Below are 20,816 nucleotides of genomic sequence, written 5' to 3'. Positions count from 1 at the left end.
CACCGTGTTTATTTCACGGCGTCGATCTTTTTTACAGCTTCGATCCAGGTCGATTCGAGGCGCTGCTGATCGAGCTCCAGTCCCTGCGATTGCATACGTTCCTTATGGCCTTCGATCTCGGCCCTGAGTTCAAGAAGCGAGCTGCTGTTGGCGTCCAGCTGATGCATCTGGGTCAGCGCCAGATGGTAGAAACGCAGCAGCTTCATGGACGCTTCATCACCCAGCGCCACGCCCGCTTTCACGTGGTGCATCACATTGGTCACGCTCATCAGACTGCGCTTGAGACGCCAGCCGTACGCAGCCGAAGCCATCCACGGCTGCTGCCAGTAGACCATCCGCACCAGCGCAATGGTCAGCAGCAAACCGACCACGACACCGGCGATATTCAGCCGCAGATTATCTCCGCCCGGCTCTCCGAATATCGCCACAGCCAGGGTGGAAAGCCCCATGGCGAGTACCACGAAGGTCGCGGCCACCACCAGCGTGCTGCGCCTTGTCTGCTGCCGGTAGGTTTCGGGGTTCAGCGGCTTGATTTCGAATACGGACATCGGGGTTCCTTCGAGGGGGAGTTGCGTGCAGGCATTATCCACACAAAGCGTCTGGTTGAGTGACTCAAGCCTTGTCGACTTGGCCGCGCTCCGCGGGTCTTCGAGCACCGGCCACCAGCTTGTCCACGGCGCGCGCGGCAGCGACCATGCCAAAGCTCGCCGTCACCATCATCGACGCGCCGAAACCACCGGCGCAATCGAGCTTCACCCCTTCGCCAACAAAACTCTTGCTCTGGCACACGCCGCCATCGGGTTTGGGATAACGCAGCTGCTCGGTGGAAAACACACAGGGCACGCTGTAGGTGCGCCCCGGCGTGCGCGAGAAGTTGTATTCGCGGCGCAGCAAGGAGCGCACCTTGGCTGCCAGCGGATCGTTGAAGGTCTTGTTCAGGTCCGCAACCTGAATCTGTGCCGGGTCCACCTGCCCACCCGCGCCGCCGGTGGCGATGATCTGGATCTTGCGCCGTTTGCACCAGGCAATCAGCGCAGCCTTGGCCGGCACGCTGTCGATGCAGTCGATGACACAATCCAGCTGCTCGGTGATGTATTCAGCCATGGTTTCGCGGGTGACGAAATCGGCCACCGCATGGACCACACAGGCCGGATTAATCGCACGGATGCGCGCCGCCATTTCGTCCACCTTGGGCTTGCCCACTGCCCCTTCCAGCGCATGGATCTGCCGATTGGTATTGGTGATGCAAACATCATCCAGATCAAACAGGCTGATCTCACCGACCCCGCTTCGCGCCAGTGCCTCGGCAGCCCAGGAGCCAACGCCACCGATGCCGACCACCGCCACATGCGCCGCCGCCAGCCGTTCGAGGCCGCCCTGGCCATAGAGACGGGCAATACCGCCGAAACGCTGATCATCGATAGACATACTGCACCTCTGGAAAACGTCCGCCAATTATAGGTCCGGCGCCACCTGCGATCACAGTCAGCTGCGACCACCTTTTCCTTCCGATTCAACGCTCTTGCCGTCTGCTTTTAATTTACTATGGCGCCCTTTACCGCATCCCGGAGCCGTGATGACTGCCGCCGCCCTCTCCCCGACCCTTGAACTGGCCTGCGAGTTGATCAATCGCCCATCGGTAACCCCGCTGGATGAAGGCTGCCAGCAGCTGATGAGCCAGCGTCTCGCGGTCTGCGGCTTCGCCATCGAGCCGATGCATATCGAGGATGTGCAGAACTTCTGGGCGATTCGCGGCACGCAAGGTCCGGTGCTGTGCTTTGCCGGCCATACCGATGTGGTGCCCACCGGGCCGCTGCAGGCCTGGCAGAATCCCCCGTTCGCAGCGCGGGTCGACGAACGAGGCATGCTCCACGGGCGCGGTGCGGCGGACATGAAAGGCAGCCTGGCGGCGATGGTCATTGCCGTTGAGCGTTTCACCGCCGATTACCCGGATCATCAGGGGCAGATCGCCTTTCTTATCACCAGCGACGAAGAGGGCCCGGCCCATCACGGCACCAAGGCCGTGGTCGAGCGCCTGCGTGAACGTGGCCAGCGGCTGGACTGGTGCATCGTCGGCGAGCCTTCGAGCACCGCGCTGGTCGGTGACGTGGTCAAGAACGGCCGTCGCGGCTCGCTTGGCGGCACCCTCACCGTGCGCGGTCAGCAGGGTCATGTGGCTTACCCACACCTGGCGAAAAACCCGATTCATCTGTCGGCGCCTGCGCTGGCTGAACTCGCCGCCGAGCACTGGGACGACGGCAACGCCTTCTTCCCGCCGACCAGCTTCCAGATTTCCAACCTCAACTCCGGCACCGGCGCGACCAACGTCATTCCCGGCACGCTGGAAGCGGTGTTCAACTTCCGTTTCTCCACCGAATCCACGGTCGAAGGCCTGCAGCAACGCACCGCAGCGATCCTCGACAAGCACGGCCTGGACTGGCATGTCGACTGGGCGCTGTCCGGCCTGCCCTTTCTCACCGAGCCGGGTGAACTGCTCGACGGCGTCGCCGCCGCCATCCGCAAGGTGACCGGGCGCGAGACAACGCCCTCCACCAGCGGCGGCACGTCCGACGGTCGTTTCATCGCAACACTGGGTACCCAGGTGGTGGAGCTCGGCCCGGTCAACGCCACGATTCATCAGGTCGACGAACACATCCTCGCCAGCGATCTCGACCTGCTGACGGACATCTACTACCAGACTCTGGTCAACCTGCTCGCATGCTGATCTGCCCACTCTGCCGCGGCGACCTTAACGAGGTCGACAACGGCGTCGCCTGCCCCGCCAACCACCGCTTCGACCGTGCGCGCCAGGGTTATCTCAACCTGCTGCCGGTGCAGCACAAGAACAGCCGCGACCCTGGCGACAACCAGGCCATGGTCGAAGCCCGCCGTCGTTTTCTCGATGGCGGCCACTATGCACCGCTGGCAGTACGCCTGGCGCAACTGGCAGCAGAACGTGCACCGGCTCGCTGGCTGGATATCGGTTGCGGCGAGGGCTATTACACCGCGCAGCTCGCTCAGGCCCTGCCGGATGCTGAAGGCTATGCGCTGGATATTTCCCGCGAAGCGGTCAAGCGCGCCTGCAAGCGTGCGCCGCAACTGGAATGGCTGGTGGCGAGCATGGCGCGGGTTCCTCTGGCCGATGCCAGCTGCGATCTGCTGGCCAGCGTGTTCAGCCCGCTGGACTGGGCCGAAGCTCGGCGCCTGCTCGCCCCTGGCGGCGGCCTGCTGCGCATGGGCCCGACCCGCGAGCACCTGTGGGAACTGCGCGGCCTGCTGTATGACGAAATACGTGACTACGACGACGAAAAACACCTGTCGCTGATCCCGGATGGGATGAGCCTGGCCCACAGCGAAACCCTCAGCTACGAAATGCAGCTCGACGATGCTCAGGCTCGCACCGATCTGCTGGCCATGACGCCTCACGGCTGGCGTGCCAGTGCCGAGCGCCGTGCTGCAGTCATCGACGCCCCCCTGCGTGTACGCGTTGCGATACGCTATGACTGGATTCAGCGCGACCAGTAAATCCTTCACACAAGGCACCCGCCCATGCGTCAACCGGATATCGAAATCTACCTCAAGGACGCCAGCCAGCAGGCCGTCGCCGACTGGCTCACCCAGGCTATCGGCCCCTGTTCGCCCTGGCAGCAGAAAGGCAAGACCTTCAAGTGCGAGGCCGGCGACGTTCCGGTGACCTGGCTACCGAAGGCCGTCGGCAAGTGGCACAGCCTGTTACTGGAAAGCGATAACACGCCCTGGGAAGACGACCTCGCCTGTGCCCGCGCAGTCTACGCGGCGCTTGCCGTGGAGATCCGCTGCGCACCCGGCGGCTGGCAGGAAGAGGAATCGGTCGAGGACGCCGACCGCTGGATGAGCGTCAGCGAACGCGGCGAAGAGGAAATCCGCTGGCGCACGGATTGATCAGCGCTCCACCGGGCGGCAACTGTTTGCTAAAAGCCGCGCAGCACCCCCTTGCCGTGGGAACGGGTCATGCTCGTGAAGGTGACCATGCCGGGAGCAGACCATCTTCATCAGCATGCCCCCTCCTAGTAGGTGGATCACGCTTCACCGATCCACCGGGAAGAGGCCTGGTGGATGTAAAAAAGCGACATCCACCCTACGCACTGCCCTTGGAAACTACCCCGCCCCTGCTGCTTTCCGGCGCCAAAACCACAGCACCAGCACACCCAGCGTCAACAGCAGCGGAACCAGCGCAATATTGAGGAACTTCAGGGTCCGGCCCAGCGCCTCGATATCGGCATTGAGCTGATAACGCACCTCGCGCAGCTCCTTGCGGATGCGCAGCTTTTCCTGCATGTACCCCTGCAACGCGGCCTGCTGTTCGGCAGTCAGTTCCATAGCCTGTTCGGGATCGAGGCTCTGCAGTTCAGCCAGCTGTGCTTCGGTCTCGGCCAAACGGTTCTGTAACACCTCTTCCTTTTCACGGAAGCGGTTTTCGGCCTGACGTTGCAGGTCTTCCACCACCACGAACGGACGCGCGGAGCGACCACGCGAACGGACACTGATCAGCGCATCGCTGCCGGCCAGGTTATCCAGCGCGTTGACCACAAAACTGCCATTGTCCGCCCAGGGCTGCGGCAGGCGCTGACCGAAGAAGTCCTGCACCTGCACCCACATACGATCACTCAGCAGATCGGTATCGGCTACCACGATGACGTTGATATTGGCGCTTTCCTTCAAGCCATCCTTGCGCCCTTCGATACCTTCCGGATAGGCCGACTGTGCCGCCCCCTGGATGCGCGCCGCCAGCGTGTAACGCTCGCCAGTGGGTTCCAGGCCACGCAACAGCTCTTCGGGATTCTGCAGCGTATCCAGCCGTGCAGCCTCGACCGGCATAGCGAAACCCGAACTCTGGATCAGTGGCGTAAAGCGTGTGCGGGCATGTTCCAGCGGCTCAAGAAAGCCCGTGCTGGCCATGGTCAGGTTTTCCAGCGATGCCGTGGTGACATCCTGCGCATCCAGCGCGTGCTGCGGCAGGCTCAGCCAGCCGGGATGTCGTACTGCCCGGCGCTCCGTGCCCATACCTACGGACATCGCGAAGGAGGCGTCCGCCACCACCTGATCAGCCGCCATGCGCAGCCCCCAGGCCTTGAACAATGGCTCCAGCTCCGAGGCCTTCTCTTCGGCAAACCCGCCTGGGCCCATTACCGAACCCGGATCGGCTTCGCTGTACGGGTCGACAAACACCAGCAGCTTGCCGCCGCGCATCACGAACTGGTCAACGGCGTAGAGCGTCTGCTCCGGCAACTGCTTGGGATGCACCAGCATCAGCACCGACACATGGGTCGGGATCAGGTCGATATCCTGCTTGAGGCTCTCGATATGAAACAGCTGACGGATGTTCTCCAGCACCATCCACGGCGGCGTCGCCTGCTGAGTGCGCATGTCAAAGCCGCCATTGATCTGCAGCCCGGACAGCACACCTACCACCGGCATCTGCGCCGTGGCCAGGCTCTGTACCAGGCGACTGATCTCGTATTCGAGAAACTCTTCCTGATCCAGCGGGAAGAAGGGAATGGTCTGGATGTTGCCTTCAGCACTGGTGCCGGCCAGGCCGAAATAGACCTTGTCGCCGCCCCGATCCAGCGGCACTGCCTGCAGACCCAGCTCGGCAGCGCGGTCCTCCTCCTCGGAGAACGGCTGCGGATCGATCACCTTGAGCTTCAGCTTGCCACCTGCTGCCCGCTCGTACGCACGCAGCAGCTCCTCCACCCGCCGGGCATAGTTACGCAGCACCACCAGCTCCCTGACTGCCGCATCGGAATAGAAAAGCTCCAGTTCGATAGGCGCGTCCAGCTCGTCGAGAATGGTCCGCGTGCCCTCCGAAATGGTGTAGAGCTTCTGCTCGGTCAGGTCCAGCCGGGCGTTGGTGAACAACAAGCTGGAGAAGATGTTGAACGCCAGGAACGCCAGCGCAATCAGCAGCAGCCCGGCACCCGAATAAATCACTCGTTTCATGTGGGCTCCCTTATGCCGCTTTTTTCAGATCGATGACCACGGCAGTGGCCGCCAGCCAGGCAACGATCAGCGTGACGAAGTACAGCAGATCGCGCAGATCGATCACGCCCTTGCTGAGCGAGTCGAAACGGATCAGGAAGCTCAGCGAAGCCACCGCGTCCACCAGCCATTGCGGCGCCCAGGCAAAGGCATCGAGGACCATCGGCAGGCCGCTTACGATGAACAGGAAGCAGACACTGACCGCGAGGATAAAGGCGATCACCTGATTCTTCGCCAGCGCCGACATGCACGAGCCTATCGCCAGAAAAGCCCCCGCCAGCAACCAACTACCGAAGTAGCCCGCAACAATCGCGCCGTTGTCCGGCTCGCCCAGATAGTTGACGGTAATGACCATCGGGAAGGTCAGCAGCAGCGCGATACCAGCGAACACCCAGGCCGCCAGGAACTTGCCCGTCACGGCCTCGAACCGGGTAATGGGCAGCGTCATCAGCAGCTCGATGGAGCCGGACTTGCGCTCCTCCGCCCACAACCGCATGGCAATCGCAGGAATCAGGAACAGGTACAACCAGGTATGGAAACTGAAGAACGGCACCAGATCCGCCTGACCGCGCTCGTAAAAGCCACCCAGATAGAAGGTGAACACGCCCGACAGCACCAGAAAGATCAGGATGAACACATAGGCCAGCGGCGTGGCGAAATAGCTGCCCAGCTCGCGCTTGAAAATAACCGGCAACTGGCTCATAGCGCCTCTCCACGCGTCAGGTTACGAAACACTTCATCCAGCCGGCCACGCTCAACATCCAGCTCCTTTACGGACCAGCCGCGCTGACCAATCAGCGCATTGATCTGGGGGAAAATCACCCGCCCCGGCTGAGCCAGCACAGTGAAGCTGTGAGCGGCCTGATTGACTTCAACACCTGCCACGCCCGGCAGCGCAGCCAGCGCCAGATCATCCAGCGGCTCATCGCTGAGCAACGTCACGGCCTGGTGATACTTCGAGCGGCTCTCCAGCTCCAGCGGCGTACCGTCGGCCACCAGCCGCCCGCTGGCAATGATCACTGCACGGGTGCAGACCGCCGTGACCTCTTCGAGGATATGGGTCGAGATGATCACGATCTTGTCCTGGGCCAGCCCCTGAATCAGCTCGCGTACCTGATGTTTCTGATTGGGATCGAGGCCATCGGTTGGCTCATCAAGGATCAGCACACGCGGATCGTGCAGGATCGCCTGGGCCAGCCCGACCCGGCGCTTGAAGCCCTTGGAGAGGGTTTCAATGCTTTGTTCCAGCACCTGTTCCAACTCCACCTGCTCCACCGCTCGTTGCACACGCTGCTTTTTCTGCGCTCCGCGATAACCGCGCACTTCGGCGATAAATTCCAGAAAGCCGCGCACCGTCATGTCGCCATAACAGGGCGCACCCTCCGGCAGATAACCGATCTGCCGCTGCGCCTGCAGCCGCTGGGTCTGGATATCGCAACCAAAAATACTCGCCGTACCGGACGTCGGCGCCAGAAAACCGGTAAGCATCTTCATGGTAGTGGACTTGCCGGCACCATTGGGGCCGAGAAAACCCAGCACCTCGCCGGGCTGGACGCTGAATGACAGCGCGTCCACCGCCGTGTGCTGGGCGAATCGCTTGGTCAGATCTTTCAGTTCGATCATGGGTCTCTCATCCATACGATCAAGGCCCGGCGCGCCGCTCATCCCCACGCCCAAGCCTGCAAAAAATGCCGGCGGCACTATAGGAAGATGGACGCCGCGAATGCAACGGGCAGAGCAGCCGAGGCCCAGACATGAGCCAAATCGAGCATCCGCTCCGAGCGGTCAAGCGCACGCTCGACTACACCAGGGTGTGCTTTCGGGTACTGGCTGAAATGCGGCGCAGATAGGCGCGGTTGTTCGCTCTGCAAAACGCCTGAGTAGCGCGCCGGCATTTGCCAGTCACTGCAGGAGAGGCGCGCCTGTAGGTTCGAAATGGCTGATGCGAGAAGGTGGAGAAGGTGGAGGTGGAAGTAGCCAGAAAACCCGAGATGGGCGGGTCGTTTCTGATCGATTTCTCGCGCAAATCGGCGTGGAGCTGATGTCGTGATCCCTTCAGACCACGCTTATTCAGGTGCCGAAAGTCAGGGTTTTATTCCTGCAACGCCTGCAATCTGCTTTGCAGGAAGTCGTCGTAGCCTTTTTGTACCAACTCGAAGGTTTTGCCGATCCCGGCTGCGATGGGGCTCCCTTCTCCCATGACACCCAAGCCGCTGAGAATGTCAGCCGCTTCGGCGTAGCCTTTTTCAAAACCGCCACGGATGATGCCGACGAAGTCGCGCAGCATGTCTTCGGGGGCTTTGTTCGGGTGCTGACGCGCGTAGGAATCAAGGAATGCAGTTGATTGCGACAAGATACGTTCGGCGGTGGCTTCGGCACTGTTGTCTTGTTGCATCGCTGCCTGCAAGGCATTGGGGCCGAACTCAGGGGCCAGCTGTTCGTTGATGTTGTCGATCGCCGTACGGTAGAGCAGCGCCATCGACTTATCACCGGCACTGATCGAGACGTCCAATGCAGCCTGCAAAATTTGCGCGCCAAGCTGGGTGCGCTGACCTTGAGGAGTGGCCGCGGCAGTCTTGCGCGCCTCGTCCAGTGGCGAACTCTGCACAGCGGCTTGAGCGCCAGTCTTCGACACGCTGTTACCGCTGCCTGCCTGAGAAGGGGGAAGCGTGCTTGTTGTGGTCATGGTATGACTCCTGAAGCTTACCCAGCGGCGGGTAGAGAGTGGTCGCTACAGTCATATCGGCAGCCAAGGAGAATGATGAAGGCCTCGATGTGTACCTTGATAGTCGAGCAGGCATCGGGACCCCTGATCGCTATCCGCACAACGCTGTTCATTACCCCCCCATCAGGAAGATTGAGAGCTGGGCAATACACCCCGTACAGGTCACGAACAGTGTCGTTCACTTTTTCAGGAACGAATGAAAGGGAAAAGATCCCTGCGGCAACCCCGAAGCCGCAGCTGACGCCCTCACCGTCGTCAGCTGTCACTGATTACGGCTCACCCGCCACACCACATTCGCCAGATCATCGGCAACGATCAGTGCACCGCGCGGATCGACGGTTACGCCCACCGGCCGCCCACGGGTCTTGCCGTCTTCCGTGCGAAAGCCCGTCACGAAGTCTACTGGCTCGCCCGAGGGCCGACCGTTGCTGAAGGGGACGAAAATCACCTTGTAGCCGACCGGGTTCTTGCGGTTCCAGCTGCCGTGTTCGCCGATGAAGACGCCTTCAACAAACTGCTCGCCCATGACATCACTGGAGAAGTCCAGGCCGAGGGCGGCGACATGGGAGCCCAGGGCATAGTCCGGGGTGATCGAGGCAGCAACCTTGTCCGGGTCCTGCGGACGGACCCGCGGGTCGACGTTCTTGCCCCAGTAGCTATAGGGCCAGCCGTAGAAGCCGCCTTCCTGCACGGAGGTCAGATAGTCGGGCACGAGGTCTTCACCCAGCTCGTCCCGCTCGTTGACGACTGCCCACAACCGGCCTGAGCCTGGCTGGATCGCCAGTGCGGTGGGGTTGCGCAGGCCGGTTGCATAAGGTTTGTAGGCGCCCGTCTCGGCATTGATCTGCCAGACCATGGCGCGGTCCACTTCGGCCTCCATGCCGCGCTCGGTGATATTGCTGTTGGAGCCAATACCCACATACAGAAAGCGGCCATCGGGGCTGATGGTCAGCGCCTTGGTCCAGTGGTGGTTGATCTCCGAGGGCAGGTCAGCGACCTTGGTCGGCGGGCTACCGGCTTCGGTCTGGCCGTCCTGGTAATCGAAGCGCACCAGCGCGTCCTGATTGGCCACGTACAAATTGCCGTCGTGGAAGGCCAGACCGTAGGGCGCGTTGAGATCGTCGGCAAAGACAGTCTGGAGTTCGTAGGTGCCATCGCCGTCGGCATCGCGCAGCAAGGTCAGGCGGTTGCCGCTCTCGACCGAGGTATTGCCTTTCGCCTTGATATAGCCGGCGATCACATCCTTTGGTTTGAGCTTCGCGGCGTTGCCGCCCCGGCCTTCTGCCACGAGGATGTCGCCATTGGGCAGCACCAGCGTCTGGCGGGGGATCTTCAGGTCGGTTGCAATGGCCGTAACCGTGAAATTCTCCGGCACGGTGGGCAGCTGATCGCCCCAGGGTGTGGGTTCGGCGATTTTCATGCTGGGCAGCAAGCCCCGTTCAGGGTTGGGGAGCCTGGGTTCAGCGCCGTAATGCTGGGCGGTGTCCTGCTCTTCACCTCCGCATGCACTCAGTAATACTGCCAGGGCCAGGGCGGTCAGCGGGCTGGCATAGTTCATTTGGCACCTCCTGAACGCAGTTTGGTCAAACCAACCCAGCTCGCCACGCAGGCCAACAGGGTGACGATCACTGAAAGGCCCAGGCCCAATGGCATGGTGGCCCAGGCATCCTTGGCGTGTTCAAGGGCATTGATGAAGCCCAGCACCCAGGTTGCCAGCAGCAACAGGAAATAGATGAGGGGTCGCCCTGCTTTGCGGTTGGCCCGTATCAGGTTGACCAGTGCGAACAGCAGCGCCAGGCCGCAGAAAACCAGGCCGCCTGCAATCAGCCAGGAGGCGAAATTGCTCCACTGGATCTGATAGCTGCTGTAGTAAGCGATATCGCTCAGCAGAGCGCCAAGAAACAGGGGAACGGTTCCGGCGAGCAGGATCGCGTGCAACGGCTTCGGTGTGATTCGATAGGTACGGCGGGTGGTGGCGGTCACGGCGGGCTCCTCATCGCTGAGCGATCTGGCCTGCAAGGCGGATAGGCTGGCCTGCCAGGCTCGCTCTGACTGTGCATAGAAGAGGATCGTGTCGTCGGCGTATAAGTTCACTGCGGTCTACAGAATGCAGGCAATTACCGGATGCTTGTCAATTCCTTCGATCGCGCACAGGCGCGCGATCCGCCAAGCCACTTGCACGCGCTTGCCTTAATTAAAAATGTATATACAATGTGAATCTCTTTCGAAGCGAGATTCACTTTTTGCGCGAGTATCCGCAATGCCCGAGAAACCGAAGAAAGTGAAACTCAACAAGAAAGACAGCCAATTGCTGATCCGTATCAGCAGTTCTGAGCGCGAGCAGTTCGTGCAGTTATGCGAACAACTGGATACCAGTGCGGCTCGCGAAATAAGGCAGTTCATCCGCGGGTTCATCAAGAAACACAAACCCGCCGACGCGCCTATAAGCAAGGAGACATTTCATGTCCAAGAAAGCACAAGCCACCCAGAAATCCACCAAATCCCTCAAGCAGAAGATCAAGGCTCGCGAGGCCAAGATCAGCAAGCATGAGAAGAAAATCAAGTCGCTGAAGAAGGCGATGAAAAAAGCCTAATGCCAGGCTCAGGTCGCCACGGCGGCCTGCCGCACAACAGCCAGCGCAAATAGCGCTGGCTGTTTTGTTTTACAAGATCACAAGGCCCACTCAAGGTTTCCCTCGGCCCTGCTACTGCTTCTAGCGGTTGCAGTAACGGACCTGGCAGCCCCTCGAAACACAGCCAGTGAACCGCTCAACGTCAGTCCACCAGATTGTCATTGATCTTTTCCAGACTGTTCACCCCACTCAGTGCCATGGCCACCGCAAGCTCACGTTGCAGGCTGGCCAGCAGTCGCGCCACAGCCGCTTCGCCTCCGGCAGCCAGTGCCCAGGCCCATGGGCGACCGATCATGACACCCTGTGCCCCCAGGGCCAGCGCCTTGAGGATGTCCACGCCGCTGCGGATGCCGCCGTCGAGCAGGATCGGCAGGCGCTGATCGAGCGCCCTGGCCACCGCTGGCAATTGGCGGATGCTAGAGGCCACACCGTCCAGCTGCCGACCGCCGTGATTGGACAGCACGATGCCATCAGCCCCGCTATCCAGCGCCTGCAGTGCGTCATGCGGCTCCAGAATACCCTTGAGGATCAACTTGCCCTTCCACTGTTCGCGCAGCCAGCGGATATCGCGCCAAGTCACGCGGGGGTCGAATTGCGCATCCAGCCAGGCCTTGAAGGCGCGCAAGTCGTTGGGATTGGCGACTTGATCGGCAAGGTTGCCGAAGTGATGCGGCTTGCCGCGCATACCCACATCCAGCAGCCAGCCGGGGCGCTGTGCCAGTTGTGCGGCCTTGGCGAGCTTGCCGCGCCAGGAGCCGTCGAGCATACCGTTGCGGATGTCGCGCCGACGTATCCCGGCAACAGGCAAGTCGACGGTGAACAGCAGGGTGTCACAGCCGTTGGCACGGGCCTGCTGCAGCAAGCCCAGCACCGCCTCACGGTCGCGCAACATGTAGAGCTGGAACCAGCATGGTTGCGCACTGGCCGCATGCACCTCGGCCACCGGGCAGATACCGACAGTGGACAGAGCGAAGGGAACTCCGGCAGTCGCAGCCGCGCGCGCAGCCTGAACCTCGCCGCGCCACGCATAGAGTCCCGCCATACCCAGCGGCGCGAGGGCCAGGGGCATGCTCGCCGCCTGGCCGATCAGCTCGCAGCGCGTATCGGGTCCCTCCACATCGCACAGCACCCGCTGGCGCAAATGCAGGCGCTGGAAGTCCCGACAGTTGGCGACCAGCGTGTGCTCATCACCCGCCCCGCCGTCGATGTAATCGAACAGAAAGCGCGGCAGACGGCGCTCGGCCAGGTGTCGATAGTCCTCGCAGCTGGCAGCCATGCAATCGAAGGCGAGTTTCATAGGGCGGCATCCTCAACCGGTCACTCTGCGCCATAACGCCCGGCTCACTACCCGCACCTTGTCACGCGGCGTGAAGCGCTTGAGCGTGGCCTTGACCACACCCTCGGTGAAACGCGTGCGCTTGCTGTAGTCGATACGCACATCCACCAGCACCGGCCTGCCCTCGCCTGCCAGCGCCATCGCCCGTGCGATACCGTCCACACACTGGTCATTGTTTTCGATGGTGACGAAGGCAGCACCCGTGGCCTCGGCCAGTGCCGCCAGATTGAGCGGTTGCAGCACCGTACAGGTCTTGCGGTTGTAGGGAATTTCCTGCGCCTGAGCGATCTGCGAGAGCTCGCCGTCGTTGAATACGAACAGCACCAGATCCAGCCCCAGGCTGCTGGCGGTGATCAGTTCAAGACCCGTCATGCGTAGCGCGCCATCGCCCACCACACCCACCACCTGGCGCGAAGGGTTGGCCAGCTTGGCGCCGATCATCCCCGGCACGCAGTAGCCCATGGCATTGAAGTCGCTGGGCGAAATAAAGCCGCGCGGGCCATGGATCGGCAGCAGCTCGGCCAGCAGGAAGGTGTGGTTGCCGTCGTCGGCCACCACGATGGCCTCATCGTTCAGTTGCTCGCGCAGCGCCTGGCAGAAGACCGCCGGATTCACCCGCGTGCCGCTATCATGTTGCAGCCATTGTTTGAGATAGGCGGCCTTGTCGTCGGCAATTCGCCCTGCCAGCGGGCCGCTCGTCAATTCGCTGCGCAAGGCCCGGACTTCAGCCAGCAAGGCGGGAACCAGCTGCTCGGAGGGACCAGCTATCGCCACTCGCGTGGGATAGTTGGCATCAAACACCTGCGGATTGATGTCCAGGTGAATCAGGTTGTCCGGCACCGGCATGCTGTAGCTGCCCGTGGGAATCTCGGCGAAGCGCGTGCCGACTGCCAGCAGGCAATCGCAGCTGGCGAAGGCATTGGCCGCCGCCGGTACCGCGTACTCGCCGAAGCCCATACCGACATGCAGCGGATGCGTGGCGGGAAAGGCGCTGAGCCCCTGTAGCGTGGTGCAGACCGGCGCACCGAGCAGCTCGGCCAGCTGGATCAGTTCCGCCTGCGCACCCATTGCACCCCAGCCGAGGAACAAGCCAGGCTGGCGCGCATTGACCAGCAGACGCGCCGCTTCGCGCAATTGCGCAGGGTCATGGCTGGGGACCACAGGTTCGGCAACGAAGGCCGGCATCCCGGCAACCTCACCAAGGAAGTTGCCAATGTTGTAGGGCAGCTCGACGAACACCGGACCCGGCTCGCCGCCGGTAGCGATGCGGTAGGCCTGGTACAGCGTGGGGATCACCTCGGCATGGCTGAGGATGCGGAAAGTCGCCTTGGTGATGGGGGCCAGCAGCGCGTGCTGGTCGATATCATGCAGCTGGTAGCGCCGACCGCTTTCGCTGTGTATACCGCCGGAAATGATCAGCATGGGAATGCCGTCCAGCCCCGCCTCACCAATGCCGCTCGCCGCGTGGGTGACGCCGGCGGCCGGCACGATCACCAGAGTGCCGATGCTCGACCCGGTGCGACTGAAGGCATCAGCCATGAAGGCTGCACCGCACTCGTGGGTCACCAGCACCGGCTGGATGCTCTCCGAGGCATTAAGCTCGTCGTACAGCTCAGTGTTGTGTACCCCTGGAATGCCGAAGGTATGGCTGACGCCCAGTTGCTCCAGAGCAAAACGTGCCAGTGCGGCGCCGGTTTTCTTCATGGGTATGTTCCTTGTTCTTGTGAGTGGCTCGGTACGCCGGCGATAGCCTGTGCGGCGCGGCGCCCATTGAGGATGCAGTTGGACAAAAAGGTGCCTTCCAGCGAACGGATGCCACTGATCCCCCCGCCGCCGAAACCTGCAGCCTCACCTGCAGCATAGAGCCCCGGCACCGGTTGGCCTTGAGCATCCAGCACCCGCGAATCCAGGTCGGTGAGCATCCCGCCCATGCTCTTGCGGCTGATCAACCGGGTGCGGATGGCGATCAGCGGGCCAGCCCTGGGATCGAGAACAGGCTGTGGACGGCAGGTACGCAGACGGTCGCTGCGCCATTGGCGCAACTGCTGCAGGCGGCGCAACTGCTCGTCGTTGTACAGCGCCGGGCCGCGACGGATACCGGCGTCGTAGCGCTGCACCGCGGCGTCCAGCAGTTTCGGATCGAGCAGGTCATCGCCGGCCAGCGCCGCCATCTTGCCGGCCAGTTGTGGCAGCGTCTCGGCCGTCAGCACATCGGGGCAGCGCTCAGTCATCCAGCGCACCAGCTCGCGGTTGCCAGTGACGAGCTGCCACAGCAGGCGCAGCCACTTTCCGTCGCGAAAGTGCGGATTGCTGTCAGTACCGGAAATGGCCATTTCCTTGATCGCGATGCGCCAGTTCAACACCTGCCAGCCGTACTGGCCAGGCAGATGACCGATGCGCTTGCACTGATCATGGGTATCGAAACCGCCTACCAGAGGCTGCGGCCCGATCCGCTGTCCCGTGGCATCGAGCCACAGCGCCGAGCGTGACGGAATCAGACTCAGACCATGTTGCGGATACTGCGGCTCGGGATGAGCAATACCGGCGGCGTAGTTCCACATCCGCCCAAGCTTGACCACCTGGCCACCGGCTGTCTGAACCTGCTCATGCAGTGCGCCATTCGCACGCGGGTCGGTGCCGTTGAGGATGTTTTCAGGATACGGACCGTAGAGCGGGTCCCAGTGCTGGCGCACCTTGACCAAGTCACCATTGATGCCACCGCTGCACACCACCACATGCTCGGCTTCGATCTGAAAATCACCTGCGCTGCTGCGACCGTGGCAGCCCACCACCGCGCCGTTGCGCGTCTCCAGCCCCAGCACCCGGTGCTCAAACAGACAGCTCAATCGCCCTCGTCCGGCATGCTCGAACATCTGTCTGGCCAGGGTCTGGGCGATCCCGCGACCGCAGCCCCAGGCCACGTGGTAGCGCGGCAGCGAGTTGCCATCACCGAAATTGCCGCGCTCCACCCATTGCACCGCCGGGAAGAAACGCACTCCACGCTCGCGTAGCCAGTCGTAGACGTCCGCCTTGTTGCGCTGGGCATACATCTGCGCCCAGCGCAGCCCCCAGACGTCATCAGGCTCGAAGGCGGCCACGCGCAGCCAGTCTTCGAGCAGCAACTGCGGCGAATCCTGCACCTTGTTGCGCCGCTGCTCCGGCGTTCCACAAAACAGCATGCCGCCGAAGGCATCATTAGCCTGCCCACCACACTGACTACGCGGTGCGGCATCGAGCAGCAGCACATCGCGCCCCTGGTCGAGCAGTTCCAGCGCCGTGCTGATACCTGCCAGCCCGGCTCCAATCACCAGAGTTTCATAATGATGACGGGCAACGCTCATGCCGGGCCTCCTGGCGAATGCAACGATAGTGATGAGCAGATTAGGCAAGCATGTCGATTCAGGCCTGTCTTTTCACGAAGGAAAAGTTGACATATTACGAATGACAGGCACGAAATAAGGCGCGCTGCTGATGCCATCCCAGTCTTGTGGAAGGCGAATTCATTCGCGAGCTTTCGCGGCTAAAGCCACCTCCACAGCTGCCTACCACCCCTTTCACCCAGGCCATTTGCATGACCCAGATCGCCCGCAGTGCCGTATTCATCGGCTTCGACAGCCTCTGCCGCCGCTACGGTCTGAACGCTCATGAGCTATTGCGCCGCTGCGACCTCGATCCGCTGGTGTTGCGCCGCCCCGATCTGTATGTGCCTTACGCAAGCTTCGCCAGGGCACTCAACCTGGCTGCCGTTGAAGGCCCCGCGCCCAGCTTCGGCCTGCAATTAAGCGAATATCACGACTACCTGGTGCTCGGCCCATTCGGTCTGCTGCTGGCCCAGGCGGACAGCTTTGCCGAAGTGCTCAAGCTCACCCAGCAATACGTGCATCTGCATGCCCAGGGTATTTCCCTGCACGTGGAGGCCGCGGGTGAGCAGCTGCGTGTCGAATACCGCTTGCAACTGCAGGAACCTGTCGATCTGCGTCAGCTGCGCGAGCTTGGTCTCGCGGTCACCCAACGCACCATGGCAGGGCTGTTCGGTGCCGAATGGCAACCGCGCCAACTGCTGATCGGCCACGCGGCGCTGAGTGAGGCACAAGACTATTCACGCGTCTTTTCCTGTCCGGTGCTGTTCGAGCAGCCCTGCAGCGGCTTCGTGACGGGCGCCGATATCTTCACGCTGCGCCCGTTGGAACAGCGCAGCCAGCTCAAGTCACACCTGATTGAGCAATACCGTTTCAGCCAGCATCTGCCTGCCGATATCACCGAGCAGATCCGCTACGTCCTGCAATCGATTCTGTCCACCGGCGAGGCCCGGCTGGAGGTGGTTGCGCGTCTGCTAGGCCAGCATCCGCGCAGTCTGCAGATGGCGCTGCAAAAGCAGGGGCAGACCTTTCGCGGGTTGCTCGATGAGGTTCGCTATGCCGAGGCGCGCCAGCAGCTGCGCCTGTCCGCTCAATCGATCACCGACCTTGCGCTGAACCTCGGCTACGCCGACGAGACGGCCTTTTCCCGCGCCTTCAAGCGCTGGAGCGGCGTTGCACCGCAACACTGGCGCAAGGATTCTGCGCGGCAGACGCTGTCGGATGCTTCTTGCTAAGCTCGACGTCATCATCTCGGAGGATTGCCCCATGCTTCGCATCTCAACCGTTATCGCCGGCCTCATGCTGTCCGCCAGCGCCTTTGCGCTTTCGCTGTCCGATCTCAGCCAGGGCGACGCCAACGCCGGCCTCAAGGATGCCCTGAGCCAAGGCGCCAAAGTCGCCGTGCAGCAACTCGGAAAACCGGGCGGTTTCAGCAGTGATCCGCAGCGGCGCATCGAATTGCCGGGCAACATCGGCAAGGCCTCGCGCATGCTGAAAATGATGGGCATGGGCTCGCAGGTAGAAGCCCTGGAAGACGGCATGAACCGGGCTGCCGAAGCCGCCGTGCCCCAAGCTCAGGAGCTGTTGCTGGATGCCGTGAAAAAGATGACCGTAGCCGACGCCAAGGGCATTCTCGCCGGCGGTGACGATTCGGCGACGCAATACCTGAACAAGACCAGCCGCGACCAGATTCGCGAGCGGTTCATGCCCATCATCAAGCAGGCCACCGATCAGGTCGGCGTTGCCCAGCAGTACAACGCCATTGCCGCCAAGGCCTCGGGGCTCGGCGCGGTCGACTCCAGGTACGGCAGCATCGAAGGTTACGTGGCCGAACAGGCGCTGGACGGCCTGTTCGCGGTCATCGCCGAACAGGAAGCAAGCATTCGCCAGAATCCGGCACAAGCGGCCACCAGCATGGCCAAGAAGGTGTTCGGGGTTCTGACAGGAAACTGAGGATTTCGGCCGCGATGTATCACGGGGAAAAACTCAACGCCTGGACACACCTGACCGGCGGTGTGCTGGCCCTTATCGGCAGCGTCTGGCTGCTGGTGCTCGCTGCCATGAGCGGCGACCTGATGAAAACCGTCAGCGTGGCAATTTATGGCTTCACGCTGGTGCTGCTGTACAGCTCTTCGACGCTGTACCACAGCCTGCGTGGACGGACGAAGGTGATCATGCAGAAGCTCGATCACCTGTCGATCTACCTGCTGATCGCGGGCAGCTACACGCCCTTCTGCCTCGTCACCCTGCGCGGCAGCTGGGGCTGGTGGTTGTTCGGCATCGTCTGGAGTCTGACCATCATCGGCATGCTTCAAGAGATCAAGCCACGCTCCGAAGCACGGGTGCTGTCGTTGGTCATCTATGCCGTAATGGGCTGGATCGTGCTGGTGGCGGTCAAGCCGCTGATCGCGGCGCTTGGTGGAGCAGGCTTCGCTTGGCTTGCGGCCGGTGGCGTGCTCTACACGGTGGGCATCATCTTCTACGCCTACGACCAGCGTTTCCGCCACTGGCACGGCATCTGGCACCTGTTCGTAATCGCCGGCAGCCTGCTGCATTTCGTGGCGATTGCGGGGTATGTGGTCTAGCGCCTCAGGCCAAGGACCGGTTGACCGAACGCATTCAGCCCTAAGGGGCGTCAACAGCCATTAACTGTACATCCATCCAGATAAAGATTGCCTGAAGTCTCTCCGCTGCGCATCCTATGCTGCATTGCGATACAGGACTCTGACGGCGATGCGGCTGTTTCTCTGCGAAAAACCTTCCCAGGCCAAGGACATTGCCAAGGTGCTCGGCGCCAATCGGCGTGGCGACGGCTGCTGGCTCGGGCCTGGCGTGACGGTGACCTGGTGCATCGGCCATCTGCTGGAAACCGCGCCGCCCGATGCTTACGACACCCGCTACAAGCGCTGGGTGCTGGGCGATCTGCCAATCATCCCCGAGCGCTGGAAGATGCAGGTCAAGCCAAAGACTGCGTCCCAGTTCAAGGCGGTCAAGCGCCTGCTGAGTGAGGCCGGCGAACTGGTCATCGCCACCGATGCCGACCGTGAAGGCGAGATGATCGCCCGCGAGCTGGTCGAGCATTGCCGCTATCGCGGGCCGATCCAGCGGCTCTGGCTGTCGGCGCTGGACGACGCCTCGATCCACAAGGCGCTGACGGCGCTCAAGCCTGGTGCCGAAACCTTCAACCTTTATCATTCAGCGCTGGGTCGCTCGCGCGCAGACTGGCTGATCGGCATGAACATGAGCCGACTGTTCACCCTGCTCGGGCGTCAGTCAGGGTATCAGGGCGTACTGCCGGTGGGCCGTGTACAGACGCCGACGCTGCGATTGGTCGTAGACCGCGACCGCAGCATCGCCGACTTCGTGCCGGTGGCCTACTGGGCCATCGAGGTGCAGTTGCAGGCCGACGGTATGCCCTTCACCGCGCAGTGGCGCGCCCAGGACGACACGTGTGACGAGCAAGGTCGCTGCGTTCAGCAGGCACATGCCCAGCAAGCGCTGGAAGCCATCAGCCAGGCGAGCCATGCGGAGGTCATCAAGCTACGTACCGAACGCATGCGCGAGGCACCGCCGCTGCCCTTCGATCTGGGCACGTTGCAGGAAATCTGCTCGAAGAAGTTCGGCCTTGGCGCTCAGGAAACCCTGGATATCGCCCAGGCGCTGTACGAAACCCACAAGCTGATCACCTACCCGCGCAGCGATTGCGGCTACCTGCCGCTGAGCCAGCACAGCGAGGCGCCGTCGATCATCGCCGTCCTTGGCCGCAGCGACCCGAGCATTGCCCCATTGCTCGAACAGCTGCAGCCGCAGCGGCGCTCACGGGCCTGGAACGATGCGAAAGTCAGCGCCCACCACGGGATCATCCCCACCGCCGCCGCCACCGACCTGTCGCGATTGGTGGGCAAGCAACGGTCTGTCTATACGTTGATTCGCGCACGCTATCTGGCGCAGTTTCTGCCCAACCACGAATACGACCGCACCCAGGCGGATTTCGACTGCGCCGGACAAGCATTGAGAGCAGTAGGCAAGGTGATCGTCGAATCCGGCTGGCGGCGCGCCATGCCCGAAGCGCTGACGCCGGCAAAGGGCCGCGAACCCACGCCTGTGCAAGCATTGCCGACGCTCCATCAAGGCCAGCACTGCGCGGTGGCGGGCGTGACGCTGAAGGACCTCTGGACCCAGCCACCCAAGCCCTTCACCGAGGGCGACCTGATCAAGGCGATGAAGAACGTCGCCAAGCTGGTGGACGACCCGCGCCTGAAGCAGAAACTCAAAGACACCACCGGCATCGGCACCGAAGCGACACGCGCCGGCATCATCCAGGGGCTGCTGGACCGCGGTTATCTGAGCAAACAAGGCAAGGCGCTGGCGGCCAGCCCGGCGGCGTTCAGCCTGATCGATGCGGTACCACGGGCGATTGCCGACCCCGGCACCACGGCGATCTGGGAACAGGCGCTGGATATGGTGCAGAGCGGCGAGATGAGCCTGGAAGAGTTCGTTGCCAAGCAATCCGCCTGGATGCGCAAGCAGGTGGAGCGCTGCCGCGATCTGCGCCTGTCCATCACCGGCCCACCGAATCCAGCCAGCAAGGCCACGCCCTGGAAGAAAAAGCGCAAGGGCACATCCAAAAAGACTGCCAAGCGTACTTGAGCCGTAGGGTGGACAACGCGAAGCTTGTCCACCAGAGGGCAGGAGCCCCCAGAGCAAGACGACTCCCCATTGGTGGATGAAAAGAGCGTCATCCA

Annotated in this window: 19 protein-coding genes; 8 read left to right on the top strand and 11 right to left on the bottom strand. The window is 62.2% G+C overall.

Annotation, left to right across the window (positions count from 1 at the left end; genetic code table 11):
* Nucleotides 1–8: 8 nt before the first annotated feature.
* Together NAV32_RS13705 and tcdA are read right to left on the bottom strand one after the other, a co-directional pair.
* The gene (locus NAV32_RS13705; RefSeq protein ID WP_256053353.1) at nt 9–548 is read right to left on the bottom strand and encodes a DUF3087 domain-containing protein; all 540 of its coding nucleotides are present in this window, start codon (nt 546–548) and stop codon (nt 9–11) included.
* 64 nt (nt 549–612) lie between these two features.
* Entirely contained in the window at nt 613–1,428 is an 816-nt protein-coding gene (gene tcdA / locus NAV32_RS13700; protein WP_256053352.1) for a tRNA cyclic N6-threonylcarbamoyladenosine(37) synthase TcdA, read from the bottom strand.
* Between the two features lie 148 nt (nt 1,429–1,576).
* Here tcdA and dapE point away from each other — a divergent pair, with 148 nt between their 5' ends.
* Genes dapE through NAV32_RS13685 form a run of 3 tightly spaced genes read left to right on the top strand, consistent with a single transcriptional unit; the run spans nt 1,577 to nt 3,921 of the window.
* Nucleotides 1,577–2,725, top strand: coding sequence for a succinyl-diaminopimelate desuccinylase (gene dapE, locus NAV32_RS13695; protein ID WP_256053351.1), 1,149 nt, complete (start codon nt 1,577–1,579; stop codon nt 2,723–2,725).
* A complete protein-coding gene (locus NAV32_RS13690) occupies nt 2,719–3,525 on the top strand; it encodes a putative RNA methyltransferase (RefSeq protein WP_256053350.1) in 807 nt (268 codons plus the stop codon). The genes dapE and NAV32_RS13690 overlap by 7 nt, the downstream gene beginning before the upstream one ends.
* A 24-nt stretch (nt 3,526–3,549) precedes the next feature.
* Entirely contained in the window at nt 3,550–3,921 is a 372-nt protein-coding gene (locus tag NAV32_RS13685; protein ID WP_256053349.1) for a hypothetical protein, read from the top strand.
* Nucleotides 3,922–4,137: 216 nt separating this feature from the next.
* Here NAV32_RS13685 and NAV32_RS13680 read toward each other — a convergent pair whose 3' ends face one another.
* From NAV32_RS13680 to NAV32_RS13655, 6 genes are all read right to left on the bottom strand, one after another.
* A complete protein-coding gene (locus NAV32_RS13680; protein WP_256053348.1) occupies nt 4,138–5,979 on the bottom strand; it encodes a GldG family protein in 1,842 nt (613 codons plus the stop codon).
* A 10-nt stretch (nt 5,980–5,989) separates the two neighbouring features.
* Nucleotides 5,990–6,721 carry an ABC transporter permease subunit gene (locus NAV32_RS13675; RefSeq protein ID WP_256053347.1) on the bottom strand — a complete coding sequence of 244 codons (732 nt, stop codon included), beginning with the start codon at nt 6,719–6,721 and terminating at the stop codon, nt 5,990–5,992.
* A complete protein-coding gene (locus NAV32_RS13670) occupies nt 6,718–7,641 on the bottom strand; it encodes an ABC transporter ATP-binding protein (protein ID WP_256053346.1) in 924 nt (307 codons plus the stop codon). The genes NAV32_RS13675 and NAV32_RS13670 overlap by 4 nt, the downstream gene beginning before the upstream one ends.
* Before the next feature lie 469 nt (nt 7,642–8,110).
* Complete coding sequence (locus NAV32_RS13665; protein ID WP_256053345.1) at nt 8,111–8,704, bottom strand: DUF5610 domain-containing protein; 594 nt, start codon at nt 8,702–8,704, stop codon at nt 8,111–8,113.
* A gap of 301 nt (nt 8,705–9,005) precedes the next feature.
* The gene (locus NAV32_RS13660) at nt 9,006–10,301 is read right to left on the bottom strand and encodes a PQQ-dependent sugar dehydrogenase (RefSeq protein ID WP_256053344.1); all 1,296 of its coding nucleotides are present in this window, start codon (nt 10,299–10,301) and stop codon (nt 9,006–9,008) included.
* Entirely contained in the window at nt 10,298–10,726 is a 429-nt protein-coding gene (locus NAV32_RS13655) for a DUF2231 domain-containing protein (protein ID WP_256053343.1), read from the bottom strand. The genes NAV32_RS13660 and NAV32_RS13655 overlap by 4 nt, the downstream gene beginning before the upstream one ends.
* 479 nt (nt 10,727–11,205) lie before the next feature.
* Between NAV32_RS13655 and NAV32_RS13650 the strand changes: the two genes are divergently transcribed.
* Complete coding sequence (locus NAV32_RS13650; RefSeq protein WP_256053342.1) at nt 11,206–11,337, top strand: hypothetical protein; 132 nt, start codon at nt 11,206–11,208, stop codon at nt 11,335–11,337.
* Nucleotides 11,338–11,518: 181 nt separating this feature from the next.
* On the opposite strand, the gene NAV32_RS13645 is transcribed toward NAV32_RS13650, so the two are convergent.
* From NAV32_RS13645 to NAV32_RS13635, 3 genes are read right to left on the bottom strand one after another with little or no spacing between them, the layout of a single operon-like run.
* Nucleotides 11,519–12,673, bottom strand: coding sequence for an L-lactate dehydrogenase (locus tag NAV32_RS13645; RefSeq protein ID WP_256053341.1), 1,155 nt, complete (start codon nt 12,671–12,673; stop codon nt 11,519–11,521).
* A gap of 12 nt (nt 12,674–12,685) precedes the next feature.
* Complete coding sequence (locus NAV32_RS13640; protein ID WP_256053340.1) at nt 12,686–14,416, bottom strand: thiamine pyrophosphate-binding protein; 1,731 nt, start codon at nt 14,414–14,416, stop codon at nt 12,686–12,688.
* Complete coding sequence (locus NAV32_RS13635; RefSeq protein WP_256053339.1) at nt 14,413–16,053, bottom strand: FAD-binding dehydrogenase; 1,641 nt, start codon at nt 16,051–16,053, stop codon at nt 14,413–14,415. Before NAV32_RS13635 ends, NAV32_RS13640 begins: the two co-directional genes overlap by 4 nt.
* Nucleotides 16,054–16,283: 230 nt before the next feature.
* Here NAV32_RS13635 and NAV32_RS13630 point away from each other — a divergent pair, with 230 nt between their 5' ends.
* The 4 genes from NAV32_RS13630 (at nt 16,284) to NAV32_RS13615 (ending at nt 20,721) form a co-directional block, all read left to right on the top strand.
* Entirely contained in the window at nt 16,284–17,306 is a 1,023-nt protein-coding gene (locus tag NAV32_RS13630) for an AraC family transcriptional regulator (protein ID WP_256053338.1), read from the top strand.
* A gap of 31 nt (nt 17,307–17,337) precedes the next feature.
* Nucleotides 17,338–18,024: a DUF4197 domain-containing protein gene (locus NAV32_RS13625; protein ID WP_256053337.1), complete on the top strand. Its 687-nt coding sequence runs from the start codon at nt 17,338–17,340 to the stop codon at nt 18,022–18,024.
* A gap of 14 nt (nt 18,025–18,038) precedes the next feature.
* Entirely contained in the window at nt 18,039–18,656 is a 618-nt protein-coding gene (trhA, locus tag NAV32_RS13620; RefSeq protein WP_256053336.1) for a PAQR family membrane homeostasis protein TrhA, read from the top strand.
* 148 nt (nt 18,657–18,804) lie between these two features.
* Entirely contained in the window at nt 18,805–20,721 is a 1,917-nt protein-coding gene (locus NAV32_RS13615; RefSeq protein ID WP_256053335.1) for a DNA topoisomerase III, read from the top strand.
* The last annotated feature ends 95 nt before the right edge of the window (nt 20,722–20,816 follow it).

Origin of the sequence: Stutzerimonas stutzeri, assembly GCF_024448695.1 — a bacterium.
Classification (GTDB): Bacteria; Pseudomonadota; Gammaproteobacteria; order Pseudomonadales; family Pseudomonadaceae; genus Stutzerimonas; species Stutzerimonas stutzeri_T.
Note: the sequence above shows the minus strand (reverse complement) of the source record. Positions and strands in the feature narration are given on the sequence as shown.